This is a genomic window from Pseudoalteromonas sp. PA2MD11 (assembly GCF_017808125.1).
In the GTDB taxonomy this organism is placed as follows: domain Bacteria; phylum Pseudomonadota; class Gammaproteobacteria; order Enterobacterales; family Alteromonadaceae; genus Pseudoalteromonas; species Pseudoalteromonas simplex.
The window spans coordinates 20,508-41,776 of record NZ_JADKNF010000026.1; the positions used below are offsets into that span (position 1 = coordinate 20,508).

Annotated in this window: 16 protein-coding genes and 1 tRNA gene; 7 read left to right on the plus strand and 10 right to left on the minus strand. The window is 40.0% G+C overall.

Going from position 1 to position 21,269, the window contains the following annotated elements; all coding sequences use genetic code 11:
- Nucleotide 1 precedes the first annotated feature (1 nt).
- Nucleotides 2-78 (minus strand) — tRNA-Asn (locus tag ISP07_RS19715).
- A gap of 1,064 nt (nucleotides 79-1,142) precedes the next feature.
- Between ISP07_RS19715 and ISP07_RS19720 the strand changes: the two genes are divergently transcribed.
- From ISP07_RS19720 to ISP07_RS19735, 4 genes are read left to right on the plus strand one after another with little or no spacing between them, the layout of a single operon-like run.
- Nucleotides 1,143-2,522 carry an MATE family efflux transporter gene (locus ISP07_RS19720; RefSeq protein ID WP_209328650.1) on the plus strand — a complete coding sequence of 460 codons (1,380 nt, stop codon included), beginning with the start codon at nucleotides 1,143-1,145 and terminating at the stop codon, nucleotides 2,520-2,522.
- Complete coding sequence (uvrB, locus tag ISP07_RS19725; RefSeq protein ID WP_054553686.1) at nucleotides 2,519-4,513, plus strand: excinuclease ABC subunit UvrB; 1,995 nt, start codon at nucleotides 2,519-2,521, stop codon at nucleotides 4,511-4,513. The genes ISP07_RS19720 and uvrB overlap by 4 nt, the downstream gene beginning before the upstream one ends.
- Before the next feature lie 5 nt (nucleotides 4,514-4,518).
- Nucleotides 4,519-5,448 (plus strand): class I SAM-dependent methyltransferase, encoded by a 930-nt coding sequence (locus tag ISP07_RS19730; protein ID WP_209328660.1) that lies wholly within the window; start codon nucleotides 4,519-4,521, stop codon nucleotides 5,446-5,448.
- Nucleotides 5,448-6,104, plus strand: a complete 657-nt coding sequence (locus tag ISP07_RS19735) for a tRNA (adenine(22)-N(1))-methyltransferase (protein WP_209328651.1) — start codon at nucleotides 5,448-5,450, stop codon at nucleotides 6,102-6,104. Before ISP07_RS19730 ends, ISP07_RS19735 begins: the two co-directional genes overlap by 1 nt.
- Nucleotides 6,105-6,119: 15 nt before the next feature.
- On the opposite strand, the gene ISP07_RS19740 is transcribed toward ISP07_RS19735, so the two are convergent.
- The 9 genes from ISP07_RS19740 to ISP07_RS19780 form a co-directional block, all read right to left on the minus strand.
- Nucleotides 6,120-6,362, minus strand: coding sequence for a hypothetical protein (locus tag ISP07_RS19740; protein WP_054553683.1), 243 nt, complete (start codon nucleotides 6,360-6,362; stop codon nucleotides 6,120-6,122).
- A 71-nt stretch (nucleotides 6,363-6,433) separates the two neighbouring features.
- Nucleotides 6,434-7,321, minus strand: a complete 888-nt coding sequence (locus ISP07_RS19745) for a DMT family transporter (RefSeq protein ID WP_054553682.1) — start codon at nucleotides 7,319-7,321, stop codon at nucleotides 6,434-6,436.
- Nucleotides 7,322-7,393: 72 nt separating this feature from the next.
- Complete coding sequence (locus ISP07_RS19750) at nucleotides 7,394-7,552, minus strand: YbaM family protein (RefSeq protein ID WP_082389283.1); 159 nt, start codon at nucleotides 7,550-7,552, stop codon at nucleotides 7,394-7,396.
- Nucleotides 7,549-7,821: a late competence development ComFB family protein gene (locus tag ISP07_RS19755; RefSeq protein ID WP_138602087.1), complete on the minus strand. Its 273-nt coding sequence runs from the start codon at nucleotides 7,819-7,821 to the stop codon at nucleotides 7,549-7,551. The genes ISP07_RS19750 and ISP07_RS19755 overlap by 4 nt, the downstream gene beginning before the upstream one ends.
- 46 nt (nucleotides 7,822-7,867) lie before the next feature.
- Complete coding sequence (locus tag ISP07_RS19760) at nucleotides 7,868-8,761, minus strand: histone deacetylase (protein WP_209328661.1); 894 nt, start codon at nucleotides 8,759-8,761, stop codon at nucleotides 7,868-7,870.
- Nucleotides 8,758-9,366, minus strand: coding sequence for a primosomal replication protein (locus ISP07_RS19765; RefSeq protein WP_209328652.1), 609 nt, complete (start codon nucleotides 9,364-9,366; stop codon nucleotides 8,758-8,760). The genes ISP07_RS19760 and ISP07_RS19765 overlap by 4 nt, the downstream gene beginning before the upstream one ends.
- Entirely contained in the window at nucleotides 9,367-10,143 is a 777-nt protein-coding gene (locus ISP07_RS19770; RefSeq protein WP_054553678.1) for a TSUP family transporter, read from the minus strand.
- Entirely contained in the window at nucleotides 10,143-12,218 is a 2,076-nt protein-coding gene (gene dinG, locus ISP07_RS19775; protein WP_209328653.1) for an ATP-dependent DNA helicase DinG, read from the minus strand. The genes ISP07_RS19770 and dinG overlap by 1 nt, the downstream gene beginning before the upstream one ends.
- Before the next feature lie 85 nt (nucleotides 12,219-12,303).
- Nucleotides 12,304-14,019 (minus strand): tetratricopeptide repeat-containing sulfotransferase family protein, encoded by a 1,716-nt coding sequence (locus ISP07_RS19780; protein WP_209328654.1) that lies wholly within the window; start codon nucleotides 14,017-14,019, stop codon nucleotides 12,304-12,306.
- Between the two features lie 68 nt (nucleotides 14,020-14,087).
- On the opposite strand from ISP07_RS19780, the gene ISP07_RS19785 reads away from it, so the two are divergent.
- The 3 genes from ISP07_RS19785 to ISP07_RS19795 all read left to right on the plus strand — a co-directional run bounded on the left by ISP07_RS19785 (nucleotide 14,088) and on the right by ISP07_RS19795 (nucleotide 21,256).
- Nucleotides 14,088-16,436: a DNA polymerase II gene (locus ISP07_RS19785; protein ID WP_209328655.1), complete on the plus strand. Its 2,349-nt coding sequence runs from the start codon at nucleotides 14,088-14,090 to the stop codon at nucleotides 16,434-16,436.
- Nucleotides 16,437-16,691: 255 nt separating this feature from the next.
- Nucleotides 16,692-19,550 (plus strand): TonB-dependent receptor domain-containing protein, encoded by a 2,859-nt coding sequence (locus ISP07_RS19790; RefSeq protein ID WP_209328656.1) that lies wholly within the window; start codon nucleotides 16,692-16,694, stop codon nucleotides 19,548-19,550.
- 59 nt (nucleotides 19,551-19,609) lie between these two features.
- On the plus strand, nucleotides 19,610-21,256 hold the full coding sequence (locus tag ISP07_RS19795) for a tetratricopeptide repeat-containing sulfotransferase family protein (RefSeq protein ID WP_209328657.1): 1,647 nt from the start codon (nucleotides 19,610-19,612) through the stop codon (nucleotides 21,254-21,256).
- Nucleotides 21,257-21,269: the final 13 nt, after the last annotated feature.

The window sequence follows — 21,269 nt, forward strand, 5'->3', positions numbered from 1 at the left end:
TTGGCTCCCCCTCCCCGACTCGAACGGGGGACCTGCGGATTAACAGTCCGTCGCTCTAACCAACTGAGCTAAGGGGGAAGCGTCATGCCTTTCAACGGGGCGAAATATTAATGACAGCATTGCAAAGTGTCAACATAAAAACTTCATAAATTCAAAAAAGAAGCTTATTCGATGTTTTTATGTTCGATCTGAGCAAAATGTAGCTGAAAAGCTCAGCGTTTTTTGTTTTTTAGAAGACTAGCTATGTCGAAAAGATGACTTTTTTGCATTCTTTTTGAGCAGTAGTACCAAATTGAAAATATAAAAAACCATTCTTTGCTCAGATATTCTCTATTAAAGTGAGGAAATCATCACTTATGCAATAATTTCTTTTGATTGAGAAAATCAAACCTAAAAGTTTTTATTAGGCCATCCTCAGGTGTTATTTTTTTCTTGTATTTTTTTACTACAGATGGCGAATATTCCATCTTTTTTTATGAAGCACATCGACATCAATGTTTGTCGAGGATGACTAAATTTCTTTTTAGGTATACATATCAGTTGGTTACTGAATAGTGTGTTGTCGTGTTTTATGTTTCATGCTGGCTTTCCATTAAGGGGAGAGCATTTTTTACACATTCTTTTCTAGAAGCTTACAAAAGGGTCAAAACGGGATACTTCGCTATTATTCGTTTTATCAGTTTCAAGCTAGTCTTCAAAGCCTTTATATTTGCGGCTTCTAGAGAGTTATCCACGGTTTCTGTGGATAACTCTGTTTATTAAACTTTAAGAACAGCTATAGTACTAGGATTTTAGGGCGCTCCAGCAATTTCAAGTGTTTAATTAAGTTTTTTTAATTCATTTTAAATCAATGTGTTAGTGTTTTTATCTGAAGCGATGCTGAATTGATAAGTAAATTTATTCGTGACGATGAAATGATGCTATTTATTGTGTAAAAAAACAGCGAATAGTGCCATTTAATTGTAATAAAGCTATTAAATTTGTTTTTATATTGTTTTTTATAAGGGTTAGTGGTTATTTTTATGTCAAAGCGTCAAAAGTTATAGTTTTGTACATCGATTTTGATTCTGTGAATAAAGCATAGCTTGCAAGTGAAGGATGCTTTAAACTTATAGGCTCATATAAAGAGGCCAAGAATTCTTATGAGCGTGAAACCGCAGAGCAAAACTAAACCTGATCTTTTAAACTCCCCAATTCTGCCGACCTTAAAAAAAATGACCATTCCTATGATTTTCGGAATGATCACTCTTATGATGTTTAATTTAGTCGATACCTTCTTCATCAGTTTGTTAGGCACCGAGCCATTAGCCGCAGTAAGTTTTACTTTTCCAGTTACCTTTACTGTAATTAGTTTAGCAATCGGATTAGGGATAGGTACCTCCGCAGTTATTGCTAAAGCACTCGGAAGTGATAATTTAGATGAAGCTCGTTTTGATGCCAGTATGTCATTACTGGTGTCGGTTGTAATGGTGTTTTGCCTTTCTGCCTTAGGTTATTTGTATATTGAGCCTATCTTTAAATTATTAGGAGCAGGTGAGCAAGTTTTGCCACTTATTCATGACTACATGAGCGTGTGGTTCATCGGCAGTGTATTTTTAATTACCCCTATGGTTGGCAATTCAGTGCTTAGAGCCAGCGGCGACACCAAAACGCCAAGTATTGTTATGGGTGGAGCGGGGCTGATAAATGCTATTTTAGATCCGGTACTAATTTTTGGTTTTGGGCCAATTCCAGCCTTAGGTATACAAGGGGCTGCTATTGCGAGTGTTATTGCTTGGGCGGTTGCAGTAATTATTATTTTATATATTCTGGCAATTAAGAACGGTTTGTTGAGCCTGCATGCTGGTCAGCAAACAGCAGTTAGTTCAGTTCGTAAAATTCTTAAAATAGGTTTACCGGCGGCAGGCGCAAATATGTTGACGCCAATAGCGATGGCGGTCATGACGGCATTAGTAGCTAAGCATGGCCCTGAGGCGGTTGCAGCGTTTGGTGTAGGCAGTCGCATTGAATCTATCGCAAGCCTTGTGGTGCTTGCTTTATCGATGACCTTACCACCATTTGTAAGTCAAAACTTTGGGGCAGGTAAGTTTGATAGAGTGAAAGAAGCTTACTCAAAAACCTTGAAATTCGTGATGATTTGGCAGTTCGCTATTTATATTTTACTGCTGTTAACCTCTGGCTTTATTGCTGATGTATTTGGTAAAGAGCAAGCAGTAATGGATGTGATTAAGCTATTTATTTATATCTTGCCACTGAGTTATGGCCTGCAAGGGGTGATTATTCTTTCTAACTCTTCATTTAATGCCTTGCATAAACCAATGAATGCACTGATTTTAAGTGTGGTACGTCTGTTTGTTTTTTATGTTCCTTTTGCTTATATAGGTAGCGAAATTGCAGGTTTAACCGGTTTATTTATTGGTGCGGCTATTGGTAACTTATTCACTGCGATGGTTGCTTATAAATGGTTTATCAAAGAGGTTGATGGTTTAAGTGAGTTATATATGAAGGAGTGTCATTCATGAGCGACCATTTCCAACTAGTTTCTAAGTTTCAGCCAAGTGGTGACCAACCAACGGCCATTGCACAGTTAAAAGATGGCCTAGAGGCTGGGCTTGCACATCAAACATTATTAGGGGCTACAGGAACGGGTAAAACCTTCACCATGGCCAATATCATTAATGATTTGAATCGGCCAACCATTATTATGGCACACAACAAAACACTCGCTGCACAGCTTTACGGTGAAATGAAAGAGTTTTTCCCTCATAATGCGGTTGAGTATTTTGTATCTTATTATGATTATTACCAGCCAGAAGCCTACGTTGTTGCCAGCGATACCTTTATTGAAAAAGACGCGTCTATTAATGAGCACATTGAACAAATGCGTTTAAGTGCCACCAAAGCGCTGCTTGAACGACGTGATACCATTATTGTGGCTTCGGTGTCTGCTATTTATGGTTTGGGCGACCCTGACTCATACATGAAGATGATGCTTTTACTAAAAGTAGGTGAAACCGTCGATCAGCGCGATATGCTGCGTCGGCTTGCTGAATTGCAATATACACGCAATGATATTGAATTTAGCCGCGGTACTTATCGCGTACGTGGCGAAGTGGTCGATATATTTCCTGCTGAATCGGATACTTACGCTGTGCGTGTGGAGATGTTTGACGATGAAATTGAGCGCTTAAGTATTTTTGACCCGCTTACAGGAGCAGTTGAAAAGCATATTGTACGTGCGACTATTTATCCAAAAACCCACTATGTAACACCCCGTGAAAAAATTCTTGATGCCATTGATAAAATTAAAGATGAGCTTAAAGACCGCCGAGCTCAGTTACTCAGTGCCAACAAACTTGTGGAAGAGCAACGTATTGCTCAGCGCACCCAGTACGATATTGAAATGATGACCGAGCTTGGTTATTGCTCTGGCATCGAAAACTATTCGCGATACTTATCTGGCAGAACACCGGGCGATCCACCGCCGACATTATTAGATTACTTACCTGATGATGCATTGATGATTATTGATGAATCACATGTTACTGTGTCGCAAATTGGTGCTATGTATAAAGGCGATAGAAGCCGTAAAGAAAATCTTGTTGAGTATGGCTTTCGCTTGCCATCAGCGTTAGATAACCGCCCATTACGCTTTGAAGAATTTGAAGCCATTGCGCCGCAAACTATTTATGTGTCGGCAACCCCTGGTGACTTTGAGCTTGAGCGCTCATCAGGGGAGGTTGCAGAGCAGGTCATTCGTCCAACCGGGCTTATTGACCCTGAAATCGAAGTGCGCCCTGTGGGCACCCAGGTTGATGACTTACTTTCTGAGATCTATAAACGAGTAGAAGTGAATGAGCGGGTGCTTGTGACCACGTTAACTAAGCGTATGGCAGAAGATTTAACTGACTATCTCAACGACCATGACGTAAAAGTGCGCTATTTGCACTCAGACATCGACACTGTTGAACGGGTTGAAATTATCCGTGATTTACGTGCTGGCGTATTTGATGTGTTAGTGGGCATTAACTTATTGCGAGAAGGTCTCGACATGCCAGAAGTTTCACTGGTGGCGATACTTGATGCCGATAAAGAAGGTTTCTTACGTTCGACTCGTTCACTTATTCAAACCATAGGGCGTGCTGCGCGTCACTTAAATGGTAAAGCAATTCTGTATGGCGACCGCATCACTAATTCAATGCGACAAGCCATTGATGAAACAGACCGCCGCCGTGAAAAACAACAAGCTTATAACCTTGAACATGGTATTGAGCCACAAGCACTGGTTAAAAGTATTACCGACATTATGGATGTGGGCGAAGAAGCAAGCCCGAAAGACAACCTTAAGTTAGTGCGTAAAGAGTCTAAACAAGTGCTCAGCGCGAAAGATATTGCCAGCCAAATCAAAGCTCTTGAAGCGAAAATGCATGCTTATGCTAGCGATCTTGAGTTTGAAAAAGCGGCGTCTGTGCGTGATGAAATTCACGAATTACAACAACAGTTAATTAACTAAAGATGATGACAAACGATTTTTCTGCCATTTTAAATGCTTTAGCAGAGGCGCCACTTGCTGCTAATGAATTATGTCGTGTATTCCATGGCCGTGGTCACTCAGTCGCTGAGCTGAGCCACATAAACTTAGACTTTTATCCGCCAGCACTCTTTTTAGTTTCATATCAAGAAATAGATGAACAAGTACTTGCGCAATTAACTGATACCCTGTGGCAATGGGCGCAAGAGAATGCGCCAGCGCTTGTCAGTGCATTGGTTTACCAACAACGTAGTGGCATTAACACTCGTAATGCCCTGATGTTTGGTGAATTACCCCAAGAGCACCATGTTAGTGAAAATGGTATTAAGTTTAAAGTCGATTTATTGAGTCGCCAAAATACTGGGATTTTCCCTGATATGCGCCGTGGCCGGGAGTTTGTTCAAGCTAATAGTAAAAATGCAAAAGTGCTCAACTTATTTTCATACACGTGTGGCTTCTCTGTTGCAGCAATGCAGGGGGGGGCAGACCAAGTTATTAATATGGACATGAATAAAGGGGTGCTGCGAACAGGTAAACAAAATCATCAGCTAAATGGTTTTGATCAAGGTGTTAGTTATTTTCCGCACGATATTCTAAAATCATTCGGTAAGCTTAAAAAATCAGCACCGTATGAATTGATCATCGTAGACCCGCCGAGTTTTCAAAAAGGCAGTTTTATATTGACCAAGGATTATCAAAAAATCCTACGTCGTTTACCTGAGCTGCTAAATGAAAACACCCAGTTGCTACTGTGTGCAAATAGCCCTGAGCTATCTGAGCAGGCGTTTAAAGATCTCATTATCGATCATACCCAAGGGGCAATTAGTTTTGTTGAGCGACTAGCTCCTACTGATGGCTTTATTGAGGTTGACAGTGATCGCAGCTTAAAAGCGTTAGTCTATAAAACAGCAAACTAATGGCACTGAGTAAACGACTTTCAGCCATTGTTGATGTAGTTGATTCTGGGTATGACGAAATCTGGGATTGTTGCTGCGATCACGGTTTGTTAGGGATTGAGCTATTACAGCAAAATAAAGCCCAGCTTATACATTTCGTTGATATTGTGCCTGAGCTGATGCAGGTACTAAGTGATAAACTCGAACGTTTTGCCACAAGTGAGCAACGCGGCCGTTGGCAGGTACATTGCCAAGATGTGGCAATGATTTCACCAGATCCTAAAAAGCGTCACCTTGTTATTATTGCGGGGGTGGGAGGTGAGTTATTAGTGCGATTTTTAGCGCGGATTGTTAGTCAACAACCAAATACGCGTATCGACTTTATTGTTTGCCCTGTACATCACAGTTATCAAGTTCGCAGCTATTTGCAGACACTGCCATTGGGGCTCGTATCTGAGCAGTTGGTGTGTGAAAACAAACGATTTTATGAAGTTATTGCCATGAGTGCGTCTTCTTCGCAGTCGATCACTCGAGTTGGCCAGCAAATGTGGCAGCTAACAAGTAAAGAGCACCAAGCTTATCTAAAGCAGTTATGTGCTCATTACCAACGTATGTTAAATCAAGATGCCGATTACTATCAGCCTGTGCTTGAACAATACAGTGCATTATTAACTTAATAAGAGCTAACTTAATTAGAGTTTATTAATTTCTTGTTTTACGCTGTAGCTTGAATCAGTAACAATGGCTTCGAGCGTTTGCACACGCTCTTTTAGCTCTACAAGCTCTTTTGTTACTGCAGCGACATGTTCGTTCGCTTCTTTGCTGTCTTTTAATGTTCGAGATTTAAACTCTAAATGTTTTTTATACATATCATAAATCACACCTGAACCCACAGAAATCAAGACAATCAATACCACCATGGTTGTCCCTGACATAATACTCTCCTTATTATTTAAAAATTATGTATAGATTATAGCCTGATTTTTTAATTGCAAAGGTGATTCTGTTACAAGGTGTTTCGTTTTAAAAATGGCTTGATACGAATAAAGCCGGTGACCAGCATGGTACCCGCGATAACACACAATGCGCCAACTAAGGTATTAGGTCCAATTTGCTCATCTAAAATTAAATTGCCCCAAACAATGCCAAATAATGGAATTAAAAAGGTAACAGTCAACGCAGAGGTTGGGCCAATGTCATCAATCAAACGGAAAAACAGGATATATGCCACTGCAGTACATAGCACACCGAGTGCCACCACACCAAGCATCACCTCATTACTTGGTATTTCTCTGGCAGGAATAACAAAAATAAGCGGTAGAACCATAATACTTGCCGCCCACATACTGCCATGGGCATTATCGAAAGCAGATAACTTAGGTGCATGTTTTGTGTAATGAGATGCAATGGCATAGCTGAGCGAGGCACACAATGCAGCTACAATTGCTGTGATTGCTTGCGTGTCGATAATCAGGCTATTCTGCCCTACTAAAATAGCTACGCCCGTTAAACCTAATAGCAAGCCAAGTAACATACTTTTGGTGGGCTTCGTTTTACTCCATACAATACCAACGATGGCACCCCAAATAGGGGTCGTTGAATTTAATATGGATAAGGTTGAGGCATTAATTGTTTGCGCTGCATAGGCAAACAATAAAAAGGGAAGGGCGGAATTAAGTGCGCCAATAATGAAAAAATGCTTTTTGTGGGTCGTGAAAGCGAGTTGCTTTCGTAAGTACATCGCAAAAATAAACAGTGTAATTGCAGCAAAGCCAACTCTTAACTCAATTAATACTGCAGGGCCTAAGCTATTCGCTGCCATGCGCATAAATAAGAAGGAAGCGCCCCAAATAGCAGCAAGGATGAATAAGCGTAATAAACTTGGCAATGACATGGTTTTACATTCTTGAATTATAAAACCTGAGCATAACAAATTTCTGCTCTAATACTCGCCATTTTCGGACTATTAATCGGTTGATTTAGGTAGTTTCTTTTCGAAATCAGACTTAACGATTTCTAAAGCTGCTAATACATCTTCGGCGGGGACATCGTTTTGCTCTAATAGCATAATAAGGTCAACAGCAATTTTAATATAGTTAGGCGCACCTTCTAACTCACTGCTCATTTTTGCAATTCCTTTTTCTTAGCGACTTGGCTGATCGCTACATCAATAGCTGTTTGCACTTGTTGCTCCATTCTAATACGTTCTTTTTGCGGTAAATAAAATTCCATATCGACATCGTAGCGAATGTAACGAGCAGGCAGTTGATTTAATACTGTGCAGCATAAATCTGCCATAACATCATCACTATAGGTCGCTTCTAAGTTACGTTTTGAGATGTCTTCGACAACCAATTTTTCATAGTAATTATGAATGTCGTCATGCAATTTCATACAAAGTTAGCCTTATTTAAAAGTCACTTTTAGTGTATACCAAGCTTTAAAATAAATCGACAGCTGCCCTATAAAGCTGGCTATGAACTTCAACCAAACGGCTTACATTTCGTTGGTAGCCACCGCCCATGGCTGCAAACACTGGGATTTTTGCTTCCTTGGCTTGGTTTAATACAAAATGGTCACGCTGATACACGCCTTCTAAACTCACTTGAAAGTGTCCTAATTCGTCATCTGTTGCGATGTCTGCGCCGGCGTTATACAAAATGATATCTGGCTGGTGGAGTCTAATTGTTAAGGCTAAAGCTTGTTTGACTGTCTCTAGGTATTCAGCATTTGTAGTGCCATGCTCTAACGCAAAATCGTAGTTTGATTGTTGTTTAATACGCGGGAAGTTTTGCTGACAATGAATTGAGCAGCTAATGATTTGAGGATGTGCTTGTGTAACTTCGGCTGTGCCATCACCTTGGTGAACGTCACAGTCAAAGATTAATACGGTGTCGGCTTGCTCTGAATCAATTAAGTGTGCTGCGGCTATCACTAAGTCATTAAAAATACAAAAACCACTACCATAGCTCGTAAAAGCATGATGATAACCACCACTTAGGTTAAAAGCAGCACCCTGTTGCAAAGCAAACTCAGCGCCTTGAATACTTGCGCCAACAGAGTAAAGTGTTCGCTCAACCAATTGAGTGGACCAAGGAAAGCCCATTTTTTTAATTGCTTTGCTATCAAGGCTACCAGTTAAAAAAGCGTCGATATACTCGGGGTTATGGCAAAGAGCAAGCTGCGCTCTAGTGGCTTGTTGTGGGGTAATAAAATGCTGCTCATCAATAAAGTTGCTAACAAGCTGTTTTAACATGCGGTATTTATCAATGGGAAAGCGGTGACGCTCGGGTAAAGTTAACGCTGAATAACTTGGATGATAGTAAAACATTATCTCAGCTGCTGTTTCTCGACTTGCTGAATTTTGTCTTCAGTGGCTGAAATAGCCTTTCGACAACGGCCAAGTCTTGCATGTAAAGCTAATATTTCTTTATTAATTTCGGTTGCTTGCTGTGCATTTGCAGCGTCGAGCTTAAGTTTTCGCTCTTCGATCATCAAAACTAAGCGGCGTTCAAACTCATGGGTTTGTTTTAGTTCGTCATACAGTTCATGGGATGACTGCATGATTTTTTTAACTGCTTGCTTATAAACTTGTGGCTTAGCTTTCGGCTTAAAGCTGTATTTATTTTCTTTAGCCCATACCGGGGTTGATTTGATTACATTGAATACCGCTTCGACTTGAATGGCAATACGCTCAAGCGCATATTGATAAGCATGGCGATGCTCAGCTGGCGGCAGGCTGTTAAGCTCATCTTCGATTTCGGTTACATAGTCAGCCAGCTTCATACTTTTTGTGCTAAACACGGCTTTATCAAACAAACTTGGTTGGGCTTGCATGTAGCGATTTTTCGCAAATAAATTACCTTTATCAAATTGCATGGCTAATTGTTTTAGCCGTTCAATTTGTGACCGTAGTTTATCAAAAGCAGTTGATTGCATTTATAAGTAAGCCTCATAGATTAACTTTAATGCTAACACTATAACCACAGTGTTAAACACTGGGCGGATCATTTTACTACCAAACTTAATTGCTGAATGTGCTCCCAACCATGCCCCAAGCATCAAGAAAAAGCCCATTGTGATACCAAGTAAAAAGTTTACATGACCAAGCGCCACGAATGTAATTAATGAAATAAAGTTCGAAACAAAGTTCATTGAGCGGGCAAGACCACAGTTAAGCAATAAGCTCATTTTATATAAAAGGCTATTTGATGCGGTCCAAAATGTGCCAGTGCCGGGGCCTGCTAAACCATCAAAAAACCCAAGTCCAAGCCCTTGCAGCCACTGTTTAACTTTAGTTTTACTATCAAGCTCTGGTAACTCGTTATGCTCAGTTGTACTTAAACTGCCAAATAAGCTGTAACAAGCGACTAAAATAATTACCACCGGTAGTAATTTATTTAAAAATTCAATACTTAAGTAATCTACCACTAAAGTACCTACGAGCGCCCCAATGGCTGTTGCTAAAATGGACGCAGCCCAAAACCGTGGGTTGAACAACTTTTTACGAAAATACGTTACGCTGGCTGTCAATGAACCAAAACTTGCTGCAAGTTTATTGGTACCTAATGTGAGGTGAGGCGGCAAACCTGCGGTTAATAGTGCAGGTACCGTTAACATGCCACCGCCGCCTGCAATTGCGTCAATAAAGCCGGCTGCTAGTGCAACTGCACATAATAGTGCCCAGGTTGTTGGGTCTAAAGCTAATTCAAACATTAATAATCAATTTGTCTTTTAAAAGGTGGCAAGGTATCGAGCATGGCTTTGCCATACCGCTTGGTCACTAGTCGGCGATCAAGGATAGTAATGCGACCCTGATCATTTTCTTTGCGCAGCAGTCTACCACAGCTTTGTACTAATTTCTTTGCCGCATCAGGTACGGTTATCGAAAGAAACGGGTTGCCACCTTTACTTTGCACAAACTCGGCCTGCGCTTCTTCTATTGGTGAGGTAGGCACCGCAAATGGAATTTTTGTAATTACCAGGTTTTCTAAGTATTTACCTGGTAAATCAAGACCCTCAGATAAACTTTGAGTGCCAAATAAATAGCTAGCACGGCCTAAATCCACATTGGCTTTATGCTTTTTAAGCAGGGCTTCACGAGACATTTCTCCTTGCACTAAGACCTCAATTCCTTTGTTACGTAATGCTTTAACAACATGATCCATCTGCCAATAAGAGGCAAATAACACTAAATTTGCTTTTTTATCATCAAGGAATTTGGGCAATTGCTCAGCTAAGTGATCACTAAACGCTTTATCGGTTGGCTCAATATGACTTGCAGGAATATGCAGGGTCGCTTGTTTAGGGTAATCAAATGGAGAAGAGACTTTTATGTATTTTACGCCTTCTTCTTTGACAAGACCGCATTCATAAGCAAAGTGGTCAAATGAACCCAATGCAGTTAAGGTGGCTGAACAAAGCACGGCACCCGCACATTGATTCCATAATTTATCTTTAAGGTAATAGCCAACTTCAATAGGACAATCACTAAGTAAATGGTCGTGATGGTTCTTATATTCTAAGCGTTTGATCCAGCGCGCATGGGGAATTCCTTCGCCTTTTGTGGCGTAACTAAACCACAGCTTGTTTAATAACTCTAGACGATTAATGTACTGACCACTTTCAGCCAGGATTGGATCGGCCACATAAGGTTTTACATCGCCATCACTTACGTCTTGCACTAAGGTATCGTGCATCTTGTTGAGTGCTCTTAGGGCATCAAGGGTGGCATCGCTAATATCTTTTGCTTTGGCATGTAAAGATGCTGGGATTTCACCATGTTCAAAACGATAGGTGTCATCACTGTTATAATTAAAGTCTGCGTTATCAAGAATATCACGCACTACTTTTAAATTTTTACCGGCATCATTGATACTGTCACTGAGCTTAAAATTTTGCCCAATCGCTTTTTGACCTACGAGCACATTGGCCATTTTGCCGGCAAATTTAACCAGCTTGTCGAGCCAGTCTATGGTGCCTTTAATGGTTGCTGCGGCAGAAGAGAAGTCGCGGGTGATGTGCGCTAAATGGTGTGCTTCATCGATAACATAAATCGTATCGTCAGGTTCAGGTAGAATCTTACCGCCACCTAAATCAAGATCAGCCAGTAATAGAGAATGGTTGATCACTAGCACATCCATTTGCATCAGACGCTGACGTGCCATATGAAAAGGGCAGAGCTGATGAGCGCGCATTTGTCGTTGGCATGAATGCTTATCACAAGCAATTAAATTCCACACTTTATCAGGAATTGTATCAGCCCAGCTATCGCGGTCGCCTTGCCATTGCTTTTTTGAATAAGCATCATAAAGTTGCTTTAAGCATTTGGTTTCCATATCTGAAAGGGGCGATGATAGGGTCGGCATAAACTCCATTTGCGTTTGACTGTCGCCATTGACGGCGGCACTCAGTTTTTGTGCACAGATATAACGCTGTCGACCTTTCACTAAATCAAACTTGATGTCGAGGCCAGAGTGCTCTTTAAAAAAAGGCAGCTCCTTACTAATTAACTGTTCTTGTAGAGCAACGGTTGCCGTCGAAATCACTAATTTCTTTTTCTTGGCCATCGCTAAAGGCAATGCCCCTAAACAATACGCTAGCGACTTACCGGTCCCGGTGCCTGCCTCAATAACGCAAATTCGTTGGCTCTTGTGATATTCGCCAGCTAGCGTTTTTGCTATTTCGGCAACTAAATAGTTTTGACTGCTTCGAGGGCGGTAATCGGTGAGGTTATCAGCAACATGCTTATGAATTTGCCGAATTGTTTTTTTTAAAGAGTCAGAAAGCATGCCCAGAAAACCTAAAGTATGTATATAATTACAGTAATGAATTTTAGAGATTTAACTGGGCAACTACAAGCGACTTGTTCGATTATTATTTTAATAGCTTTAACAGGGGCTCGAGGTGAATCTTGTAGTTTGACCACTGAGTTAAAGCATCTTTGTAAATCGGTTGCCTTACTTGTTCAGAACTTGGCGTCATTATTGGACGTTGGTGATTATAAAAATTAATACAGTTTTCATGCATCTCTAAATTGCAATGACGTAGTAATTCAGCCACCGTATTGGAAAAATCATTAACCAGGTTTTGATAATCGACTGTATAAATTTCGCCAGCATATAGCGTGTCCCAGTGTGACATTAAGTCTGTATAATCATTTATGTATTGTGCAAGGGATGTGAAATCGTAGCTATAGGCGTGGCCCTCTGAAAAAGAGTGTTTGTATAAACTCCATGCTGTTGCGGCTTTATCTCGCGTAACTTCGAGTATTTTAGCGTTCGGGAATAGGGTTTTTATCAATGCAATATGATGGAAGTTTGTGGGTTGTTTATCGATAAATATCTTATTTCTCCCACGTAATGGCGCAATAAAATTCAAATACCTTGCGGCATAATGAGCCTTATCTTGTTCTGTGAGATTATCAAGGCCATAAGGTACATCTGAGAGTTTTTTACTCTCAAGCTCTCGCGCAATTGCGTTAATTTCTGTTAATTCATAACTAGCATCAACATCAGGGTGACTTGCTAAAATTTGCTCAACCAAGGTAGAGCCACTGCGGGGTAAGCTGACGATAAAAATCAGCTGTAACGACTCATCAAATGTATTATGAGCCATTGGCTTTTGATTAAAATGTTGCGTGCAACGAGAAGTGAAATTACTCGGTTTGTAGGGAGTGAGTGACTTTTGAATACTGTTCGCTTTTTCTAACATCGCAAATGATAAGCTGAAGTTACCCTGTTGCTCATACGCTTTTGCAAGCGCAAAGTAGAATTGGGCACTATTTAGGTGTGGTTTAGCAGTTTGTGTGAGCTGCTCGAGGTTACTGATATTTTCGCTGTCAAAAACGTATGTCTTTAAATTTGCCAAATTCCAATAGGCTTCGCCTAGTTTACTATCTAGTTGTAGTGCTTGTTTGTAATGATCAATAGCCAGCCCAGTATTACCTTTTATTTTTTCTATGTTGCCAAGGCGAAGGTGGCATTGGGCTGTGTAATAATTTGCATCGAGTAAATTGTTATAGAGGGCTGTTGCTTCATCAAATTGCATTAGTTTTACATGAGCGATCGCTAATAAGCTCTCTATATATAATGTCGGTGAAGATATCGACGAGTGGTAAAAAGAGATTAACTCATCAAATTGCTTGGTATTGAGTAAGGCTTTACAGTAGCTTTCTTTAACAGTTTGTTTTTGTGCGTTGTTTTCAAGGTTATGTTTTGATATTGCAAAGTAAGCTTTGCTATCACCCACTTTAAATGCGATCTCAGCCAGCGTATCAAGTGCTCTATATTCATTTGGTACTAATTTTAATAATTGCTGAATGGTTTGCTGTGCTTGCAGAGGGGTTTGATTGGTTAATTGTTGCTTCGCAGTGTCTAATTGTTTATTAAACCAATAAATCATTTCATATTGTTTGAGTGCGCTATGCTGTTGTTCATGCTCTTGCAGTCGTTTGTGAGTATCAGCAAGTAAAGCCCAGCCATCGTGATATTCTGGATGTTCATTGAGTACTTCTAACAACATAACTTTAGCTTTATGTGGTTCAGTAGCAACGAGTGTCTTTGCGTTATTAATCGCATCAATTGGGCTCATAATTGGCTCTTATAATTTTATGTAGTTAGGGGGTACTATACCCCTTCCGTAATAGATTTTTGAAGTAAATGGTTACAGATACAGGTTTTATCCTTTCTAAAGAAGCGTTTGATAGCTCATCAGGGGTTAGTTTTGTGTTTTGGCTCTGGTGTGAAAATGGCCCATTAAAAGTACAGGTTGAGCACCAAGAGGTGTTATTTTTCATTCCTGAAAACCAAGTAACTGCTGCAAAGCGACTATTACAAAATCAAAACATTCATGCTCGTTTTGCTGATGCCAAACTAAAAAACTTCCAAAATCAGTCGGTGATATGCTGTTATTTTAAATCGTTAAAAGATTACTACAGCGCCATTAAGGTTTTAAAAAGTTCACAACTAGTCACTTTTGAAGATGATGTTAGGCCAATTGACAGGTTTTTGATGGAGCGTTTCATTAAAGGCTCTGTATGGGTAAAAGGTGAAATTCAAACACGAAGTGGTTTTCGACTGTTAAAGAACGCAAGATTAAAACCAAACAATGAATTTAGACCTTTCTTCAAACATGTTTCTATTGATATCGAGTGTAATGGCGAAGGCGTACTATTTTCTATTGGTTTAGTCGGAAACGGTATTGATAAAGTCTTAATGATAGGGCGCCCAGAGCCAACGACTCATCTAGATTATCAAATCAACTGGTGTGAAGATGAAATAGATCTTCTTACTCAGTTTGAAAATGAAATTCAGCGAATTGACCCTGATGTATTGATTGGTTGGAATGTTATTGAGTTTGACTTCAGTGTGCTTCACGCAAGAGCCGAGGCGTTAGGTATATCTCTAAAGCTTGGTCGCAACAAAGAAAAAATGCGCGTGCGCTCGGGAAATATTACTCGCATAACAATGCCTGGCCGTGTAGTTATTGATGGAATTGATACCTTAAAAAACGCTACTTATCATTACGATAGTTTTAGTCTTGCAAATGTAGCGAGTATTGAGCTTGGCGAAGAGAAGCTAATAAATACAGATAATCGTCTTGAAGAAATTATTCGCCAGTTTAATGAAGACAAACTGTCTCTTGCTAATTACAACAGGCAAGATTGCATTTTAGTGATGCGGATTTTTGAGAAACTTAAGTTACTTGATTTTGCAGTTGTAAGAAGCCAGCTTACAGGGCTTGAATTAGAGCGAATGGGCGGCTCAGTTGCAGCCTTCACTAATCTTTATCTGCCGTTACTGCATAGAAGTGGCTATGTAGCCCCTAACTTAGGCGATCATGGCTTAAGTTTTGATAGCCCTGGTGGTTATGTCATGTCATCGCAGCCTGGCCTATATAAGAATATCTTGGTGCTTGATTACAAAAGCCTCTATCCATCAATAATGCGTACATTTTGTATAGACCCTCTCGGCCTTATTGAGGGATTAAAAAAACCAAATGATATAATCGAAGGCTTTAACCAAGCACAGTTTTCACGCACTGAGCATCATCTGCCAGAACTTATTCGAGGACTGGCTGCGACAAGACAAATAGCCAAAGATAAAAACCAAACCATGCTCTCCCAGGCAATTAAAATCATCATGAACAGTTTATATGGTGTACTTGGCTCGAAAGGCTGCCGCTTTTATGACCCTCGATTGTCGAGTTCTATCACTTTGCGCGGTCATGAAATTATGCAAACAACCAAGCGTTGGATTGAAGAGTGGGGCTATGATGTCATTTATGGTGATACAGATTCGACCTTTGTTAAGCTTGATGATTATCTAAATCCACTAGACTGTAATAAAATCGGTACGAAACTGGCAGAAAAAATAAACAAATGCTGGCAGCGTGTATTGCAGGAAGATTATAAAATAAACAGCTTTTTAGAAATAGAGTACGAAACTCACTTCAGTCCATTTTTTATGCCAACAATTAGAGGTAAAACAATGGGTTCTAAAAAGCGTTATGTAGGAAAAGTCGAAAAAAAAGGCGTTTCAAAATTAGTCTTTAAAGGGATGGAAACAGTTAGAAGTGATTGGACAGAGCTTGCCCACAAGTTTCAAACAGAATTATTTGAGATTTTATTTTCTGAAAATTACACTCAAGAATTTATTTTTCAAGCGTTTGATAATTATGTTAAAAAACTATATGAAGGTGAATTTGATTCAAAGCTAATTTATCGTAAGCGACTGGGTCAGCATTTGACTGATTACCAAAAAAACATCCCTCCCCATGTAAAAGCAGCGAAACAGTATTTAGCTGACAATCCCAACTTAACGTTTCAACGTGGTCAAATAATTGAATATGTTTACACCGCTAACGGCGCTGAGTACTACACTGGTCACCATAATTATGATTATGGCACTTATGTAAATAAGCAATTGTTGCCAATAGCTGAAATGATAGTTGTTGATTTGGGTACTAGAGTTTCGTCACTAAGTGACCGTCAGATACGGCTTTTTTAAGATTGTTAACATTTTTTTGGCTCTTTATTGCGATGAATGATCAATAAGCTCAGTTTAAATGCTTATTTGTTTATTTTTCGCTCTTAAAACTGGTAAAAGTAAACTTTTTGCTGTCTCATTAAAAATTTGTAAATAAAGAGCTGGATATTTTGTTTTATTTGTTTATTATTTGTTTGTCGCAGTCCTGATGCGATACAAATAATAAACAAGCTTATGCTAAATATAGCCACAATATAGTGGTCCAGGGAGAATCAAATGTTAAATAATAAAGTTTCAAAAGCAGTTCGCTTAGCGCTTGCTTTTGGTACAGCTTCTACAGCTGCGTTTTCTGTAAACTCTTATGCTGCTGAAGAAGAAGCAGCAGAAAAAGTTGAACGTATTGAAGTTACAGGTTCACGTATCAAACGTACTGATATTGAAACTGCAAGCCCAGTACAAGTTACAACAGCTGAAGAAATCGCTGTAGCTGGTTTTACACGTGTTGAAGACATGATGAACAGCTTGCCTCAACTTGAAGCTTCAAACACAGCGTTCCAATCAAATGGTGCTTCTGGTACAGCTACTCTTGACTTACGTGGCATGGGTTCACAGCGTACATTAGTACTTATCAACGGTCGTCGTATGCAAGCGGGTGGTATCTACACTCAATCTGCTGATATTAACCAAATCCCAGCAGCACTTATCAAACGTGTTGACGTAATGACTGGTGGTGGTTCTTCAACTTACGGTGCTGACGCGGTAGCGGGTGTTGTAAACTTTGTAATGAATGATGAGTTCGAAGGCTTTGAAGTAAGCCTAGGTTCAACTGCATATCAACACGACAATGATAATGAATACATCCAAGGTTTAATGGATGAACGTGACTTTGACTATCCAGAAGGTAGCTCAGGTTTTGATGGTTCTTCTTTTGACTTCTCAGCTACATTAGGTGGCTCTTTCGATAGCGGTAAAGGCCACGCTGTTGGTTATTTCACTTACCAAAAGCAAAATGAACTTCGCCAAGGTGCTCGTGACTATTCTTCATGTGCTTTAAATGCTGCTGGTACAGCGTGTGGTGGTTCTGGTAACGCAGTTATTCCTAACTTCTTTATCTCTGCGCCTACAGACAGCGGAGCATTCGATTGGGATGATTACGATTATTGGACACTTGGCTCTGATAGCAGCTTCATTCCTTCAAGTGGTAACGTATATAACTACGCTCCAATTAACCACTTCATGCGTCCTAATGAGCGTCACACGTTAGGTTTATTCTCTAAATACGAAATTAATGATCACTTCCAACCGTTCATGGAAGCGATGTACATGCGTGACCGTACTACAGCGCAAATCGCTGAGTCTGGTACGTTCTTCAACGAAAACTACGTTATTGATTATGATAGCCCGCTTCTTACAGATGCGCAGCGTCAAAACTTAACTGACCGTTTCGGTTTAACTTCAGGTGACCAATTTGCAACTTACATCGGTAAACGTAACGTTGAAGGTGGCCCACGTGCAGATAGCCTTGAACATAACTCATTCCGTTTAGTACTTGGTAGCCGAGGTGAGCTAAGCGACCTTTGGTCATACGAAGCATTTGTACAGTATGGTTCAACGTCTTCATCTTCTGCATACGAAAATGACTTCTTCGGTCCACGTATCAGCACTGCGCTTTCTGCAAATGGTGAAGACTGTTCAACAACTTCTGGTTGTATCCCTTACGAAGTATTCACGTACCAAGGCGTTACTCCTGAGTCAGCTGGTGCATTAACTGGTACTGCGATTCTTAACGGTGTTACAGAGCAGTTTATCGTGAATGGTTTCGTTACTGGTGAATTTGAATGGGGTCTACCTTCTTCAGATTACCCAATCGCGGCAGTATTTGGTGCTGAATACCGTGAAGAAACGTTCAGCCGTACTGCGGATGAAGTTTACGCGCAAGGCTTATTACTAGGTCAAGGTGGTACAACTAAGAGCTTAAACGGTGAATATGACGTAACTGAAGTATTCGGTGAGTTAAGCTTACCTATCGTTGAAGGTATCACAGGTGTTGAAAGCTTATTAGTTGAATTAGGCTATCGTTGGTCTGATTACAGCACATCAGGTTCAGAGCCTACTTATAAAGTAGCAATGAACTGGGACGTAACTGAAAACTGGAAAATCCGTTCAAGCTATAACCGTGCAGTACGTGCAGCGAACAACGGTGAGCTATTCGCACAACAAAGCACAGGTTTATGGCCAGGTACCGATCCTTGTGCAGGTGCAACACCATCTCTTAGCCAAGCAGAGTGTGCTAATACAGGTGTTCCTGCATCTCAATATGGTAGCGTAGGTAAGAGCCCTGCTGACCAATACAATGGTTTCTTTGGTGGTAACCCTGAGCTTAGTCCTGAAATTGCTGATACAATCACTCTTGGTGTTGTTGGTAACCCATTTGAAGATTTTAACTTCTCAATCGATTATTGGGATATCGAACTTGAAGATGCAATTGGCGCAATTGATCCTGAACTAATTGTTGAGCAATGTGGTAAAACTGGCCAAGCAGTTTTCTGTGATAACGTACAACGTACACCGGGAAGTGCTAGTCTTTGGATTGGTTCAGGCCAAGTTGTAGCGACAAATACTAATTTAGGTAAAATTCACTATGAAGGTATCGACTTAAGTGCTAACTACGACATTGAAGTAGGCGGTGGTACACTTTCTACAAGCCTAATCGGTACTTACATGATGACTAAGGAATTTGATAATATTCCTGGTGTAAGTGAAGTGTATGATTGTGTAGATACACTAAATAATGGCTGTTTCCCACAACCTGAATGGCGTCATGTTCTTAGCGCAAGCTATGACACAGGCAGCTGGTGGAGAGCGACAGCTAAATGGCGTTACTTCAGTGCAGTTAACGAGTACGATGGTGCTGATACACTTGTACAAGATGGTATTGGTTCACAAAGCTACCTTGACCTTAAAGGCACGTTTACGGTGAATGATTACACTTCAGTACTTATTGGTGTAAATAACATTCTTGATAAAGAGCCGCCAATGGTAGGTGGTTCACTTTCAACAAACGCAAATGCTATTGCTGGTTACTATGACACTTTAGGTCGTTACTTCCATGCAAGCGTGACGTTAAAATTCTAATTTGAATTAATTAATGTATGATAAAGCGAGCTTCGGCTCGCTTTTTTTATGGGAAAACAATGACATCAGAACAACACGCGTTTACCCAAGCGGTAGCTTTACTTCAACAAGGTAAAGTTAGCCAGGGGATAGAATTATTAAAACCGTTAACACATAACAGTGAGTTTGCTGAAAAAGCGTTACAGATCCTTTTCAAAGTTGCTATGCAGCAACAAGATACTGAAACAGCCATTGCATATTGCAAACAACTGGTATCTATTGCTCCTACAAAGTTTGATTATGTACTGACCTTAGTACAATTAAGTATGAGTTGTGGCGAGTTCAAAATTGCAAAAAACGCGCTGTTGCCATTATACACAGCAAATCCGCAGCAAGCTGATATTTGCTTTCAGCTTGGAAAAATAGAAAGAAAGCTCGGTAATTTTGATGCAGGGATTTCCTTTTTTGAACGAGCTATAAAACTATCTGAGCAGTTTAAAGCACCCGCTTTAATAGAAATTGCTTTTTTGTATAATGAGCAATTACATCAACCCGATAAAGCCCTACATTACTTACAACAAGCTATCAGCCATGATAAGAGTAATCTTCAGGCCCACTTTTCATTGGCAAATATTTACGAACAGCTTGGTGATAAAGAGAAGGCGAAAACAGGCTTTCAACAGGTATTAAAAATAGATGCATTTAATGCGATGGCTCAAGCAAGATTAGCCGATATTGAGACCTTTTCTGAACGCGATGCAATTGACTATGAACAAGCAAGCTTAGCGATATTAAAGCGAGAGTCAGATGATATAACATGTGCTGATATTTATTATGCACTTGGTAAAGTATTTAATGATTGCAAAAACTATCAGAAAGCATGGCATTATTATGTAAAAGCGAATCATTACAATAAAAAGTATTTACCAGTCTATGATCGCCAGTCTGCTGAGAAGATTACTGACTACACATTAGCGCGTAATATTGCTCTGCCAGAAGCTAACAGTTCAATAACACCCATTATAATTTGCGGTATGTTTCGTTCTGGCTCAACACTAATTGAACAAATCATCAGCTCTAATGAGCAAATAGCGGCAGGTGGTGAAATTGCCTATTTACATTCATCGTTATTCAGTTTGATTGGTGATGAAAAGGCACTTGTTAATAAGGCTAAAGAGCCTGAATTTATAGATGGTTATAAAGAACAATTAACTTTAAGAGCTGAAGGTGCGCTTTATGTAACAGATAAACGCCCTGAAAATTACCTTTATTTAGACATTATCAAGCAGTTATATCCAAAAGCGAAGATTATCTGGACAGAGCGAGATATTAAAGACAATAGCTTGTCAGCTTTTTTCCAGCATTTAGGTCCGAGCTTAAACTATGCTGTATCTCTAAATGATACTCTACATCACTATGAGCAGCAGCAACGAATTAAATCACATTGGCAGTCGTGTTTTAGTAATGATATTTTTACTCTGAATTACGACCAGCTTGTTTGCTCGCCCGAGCAGGTGTTAGAGCAGTTGTTTAGTTTTTTAGGGCAAGAATACACTGATGAAGCCCTGCGATTTCACAATAAACCTGGCACTGTAAGTACAGCGAGTGTCTGGCAAGTTAGAAAACCACTTTATAAATCATCCTCAGGACGATTTGCAAATTACCTTGAACACATACAGGCCGATGAAAAATCCTACCTAGATGCAAAAGCGCTGTTAAATAAGTAATTGGTAATAAAAA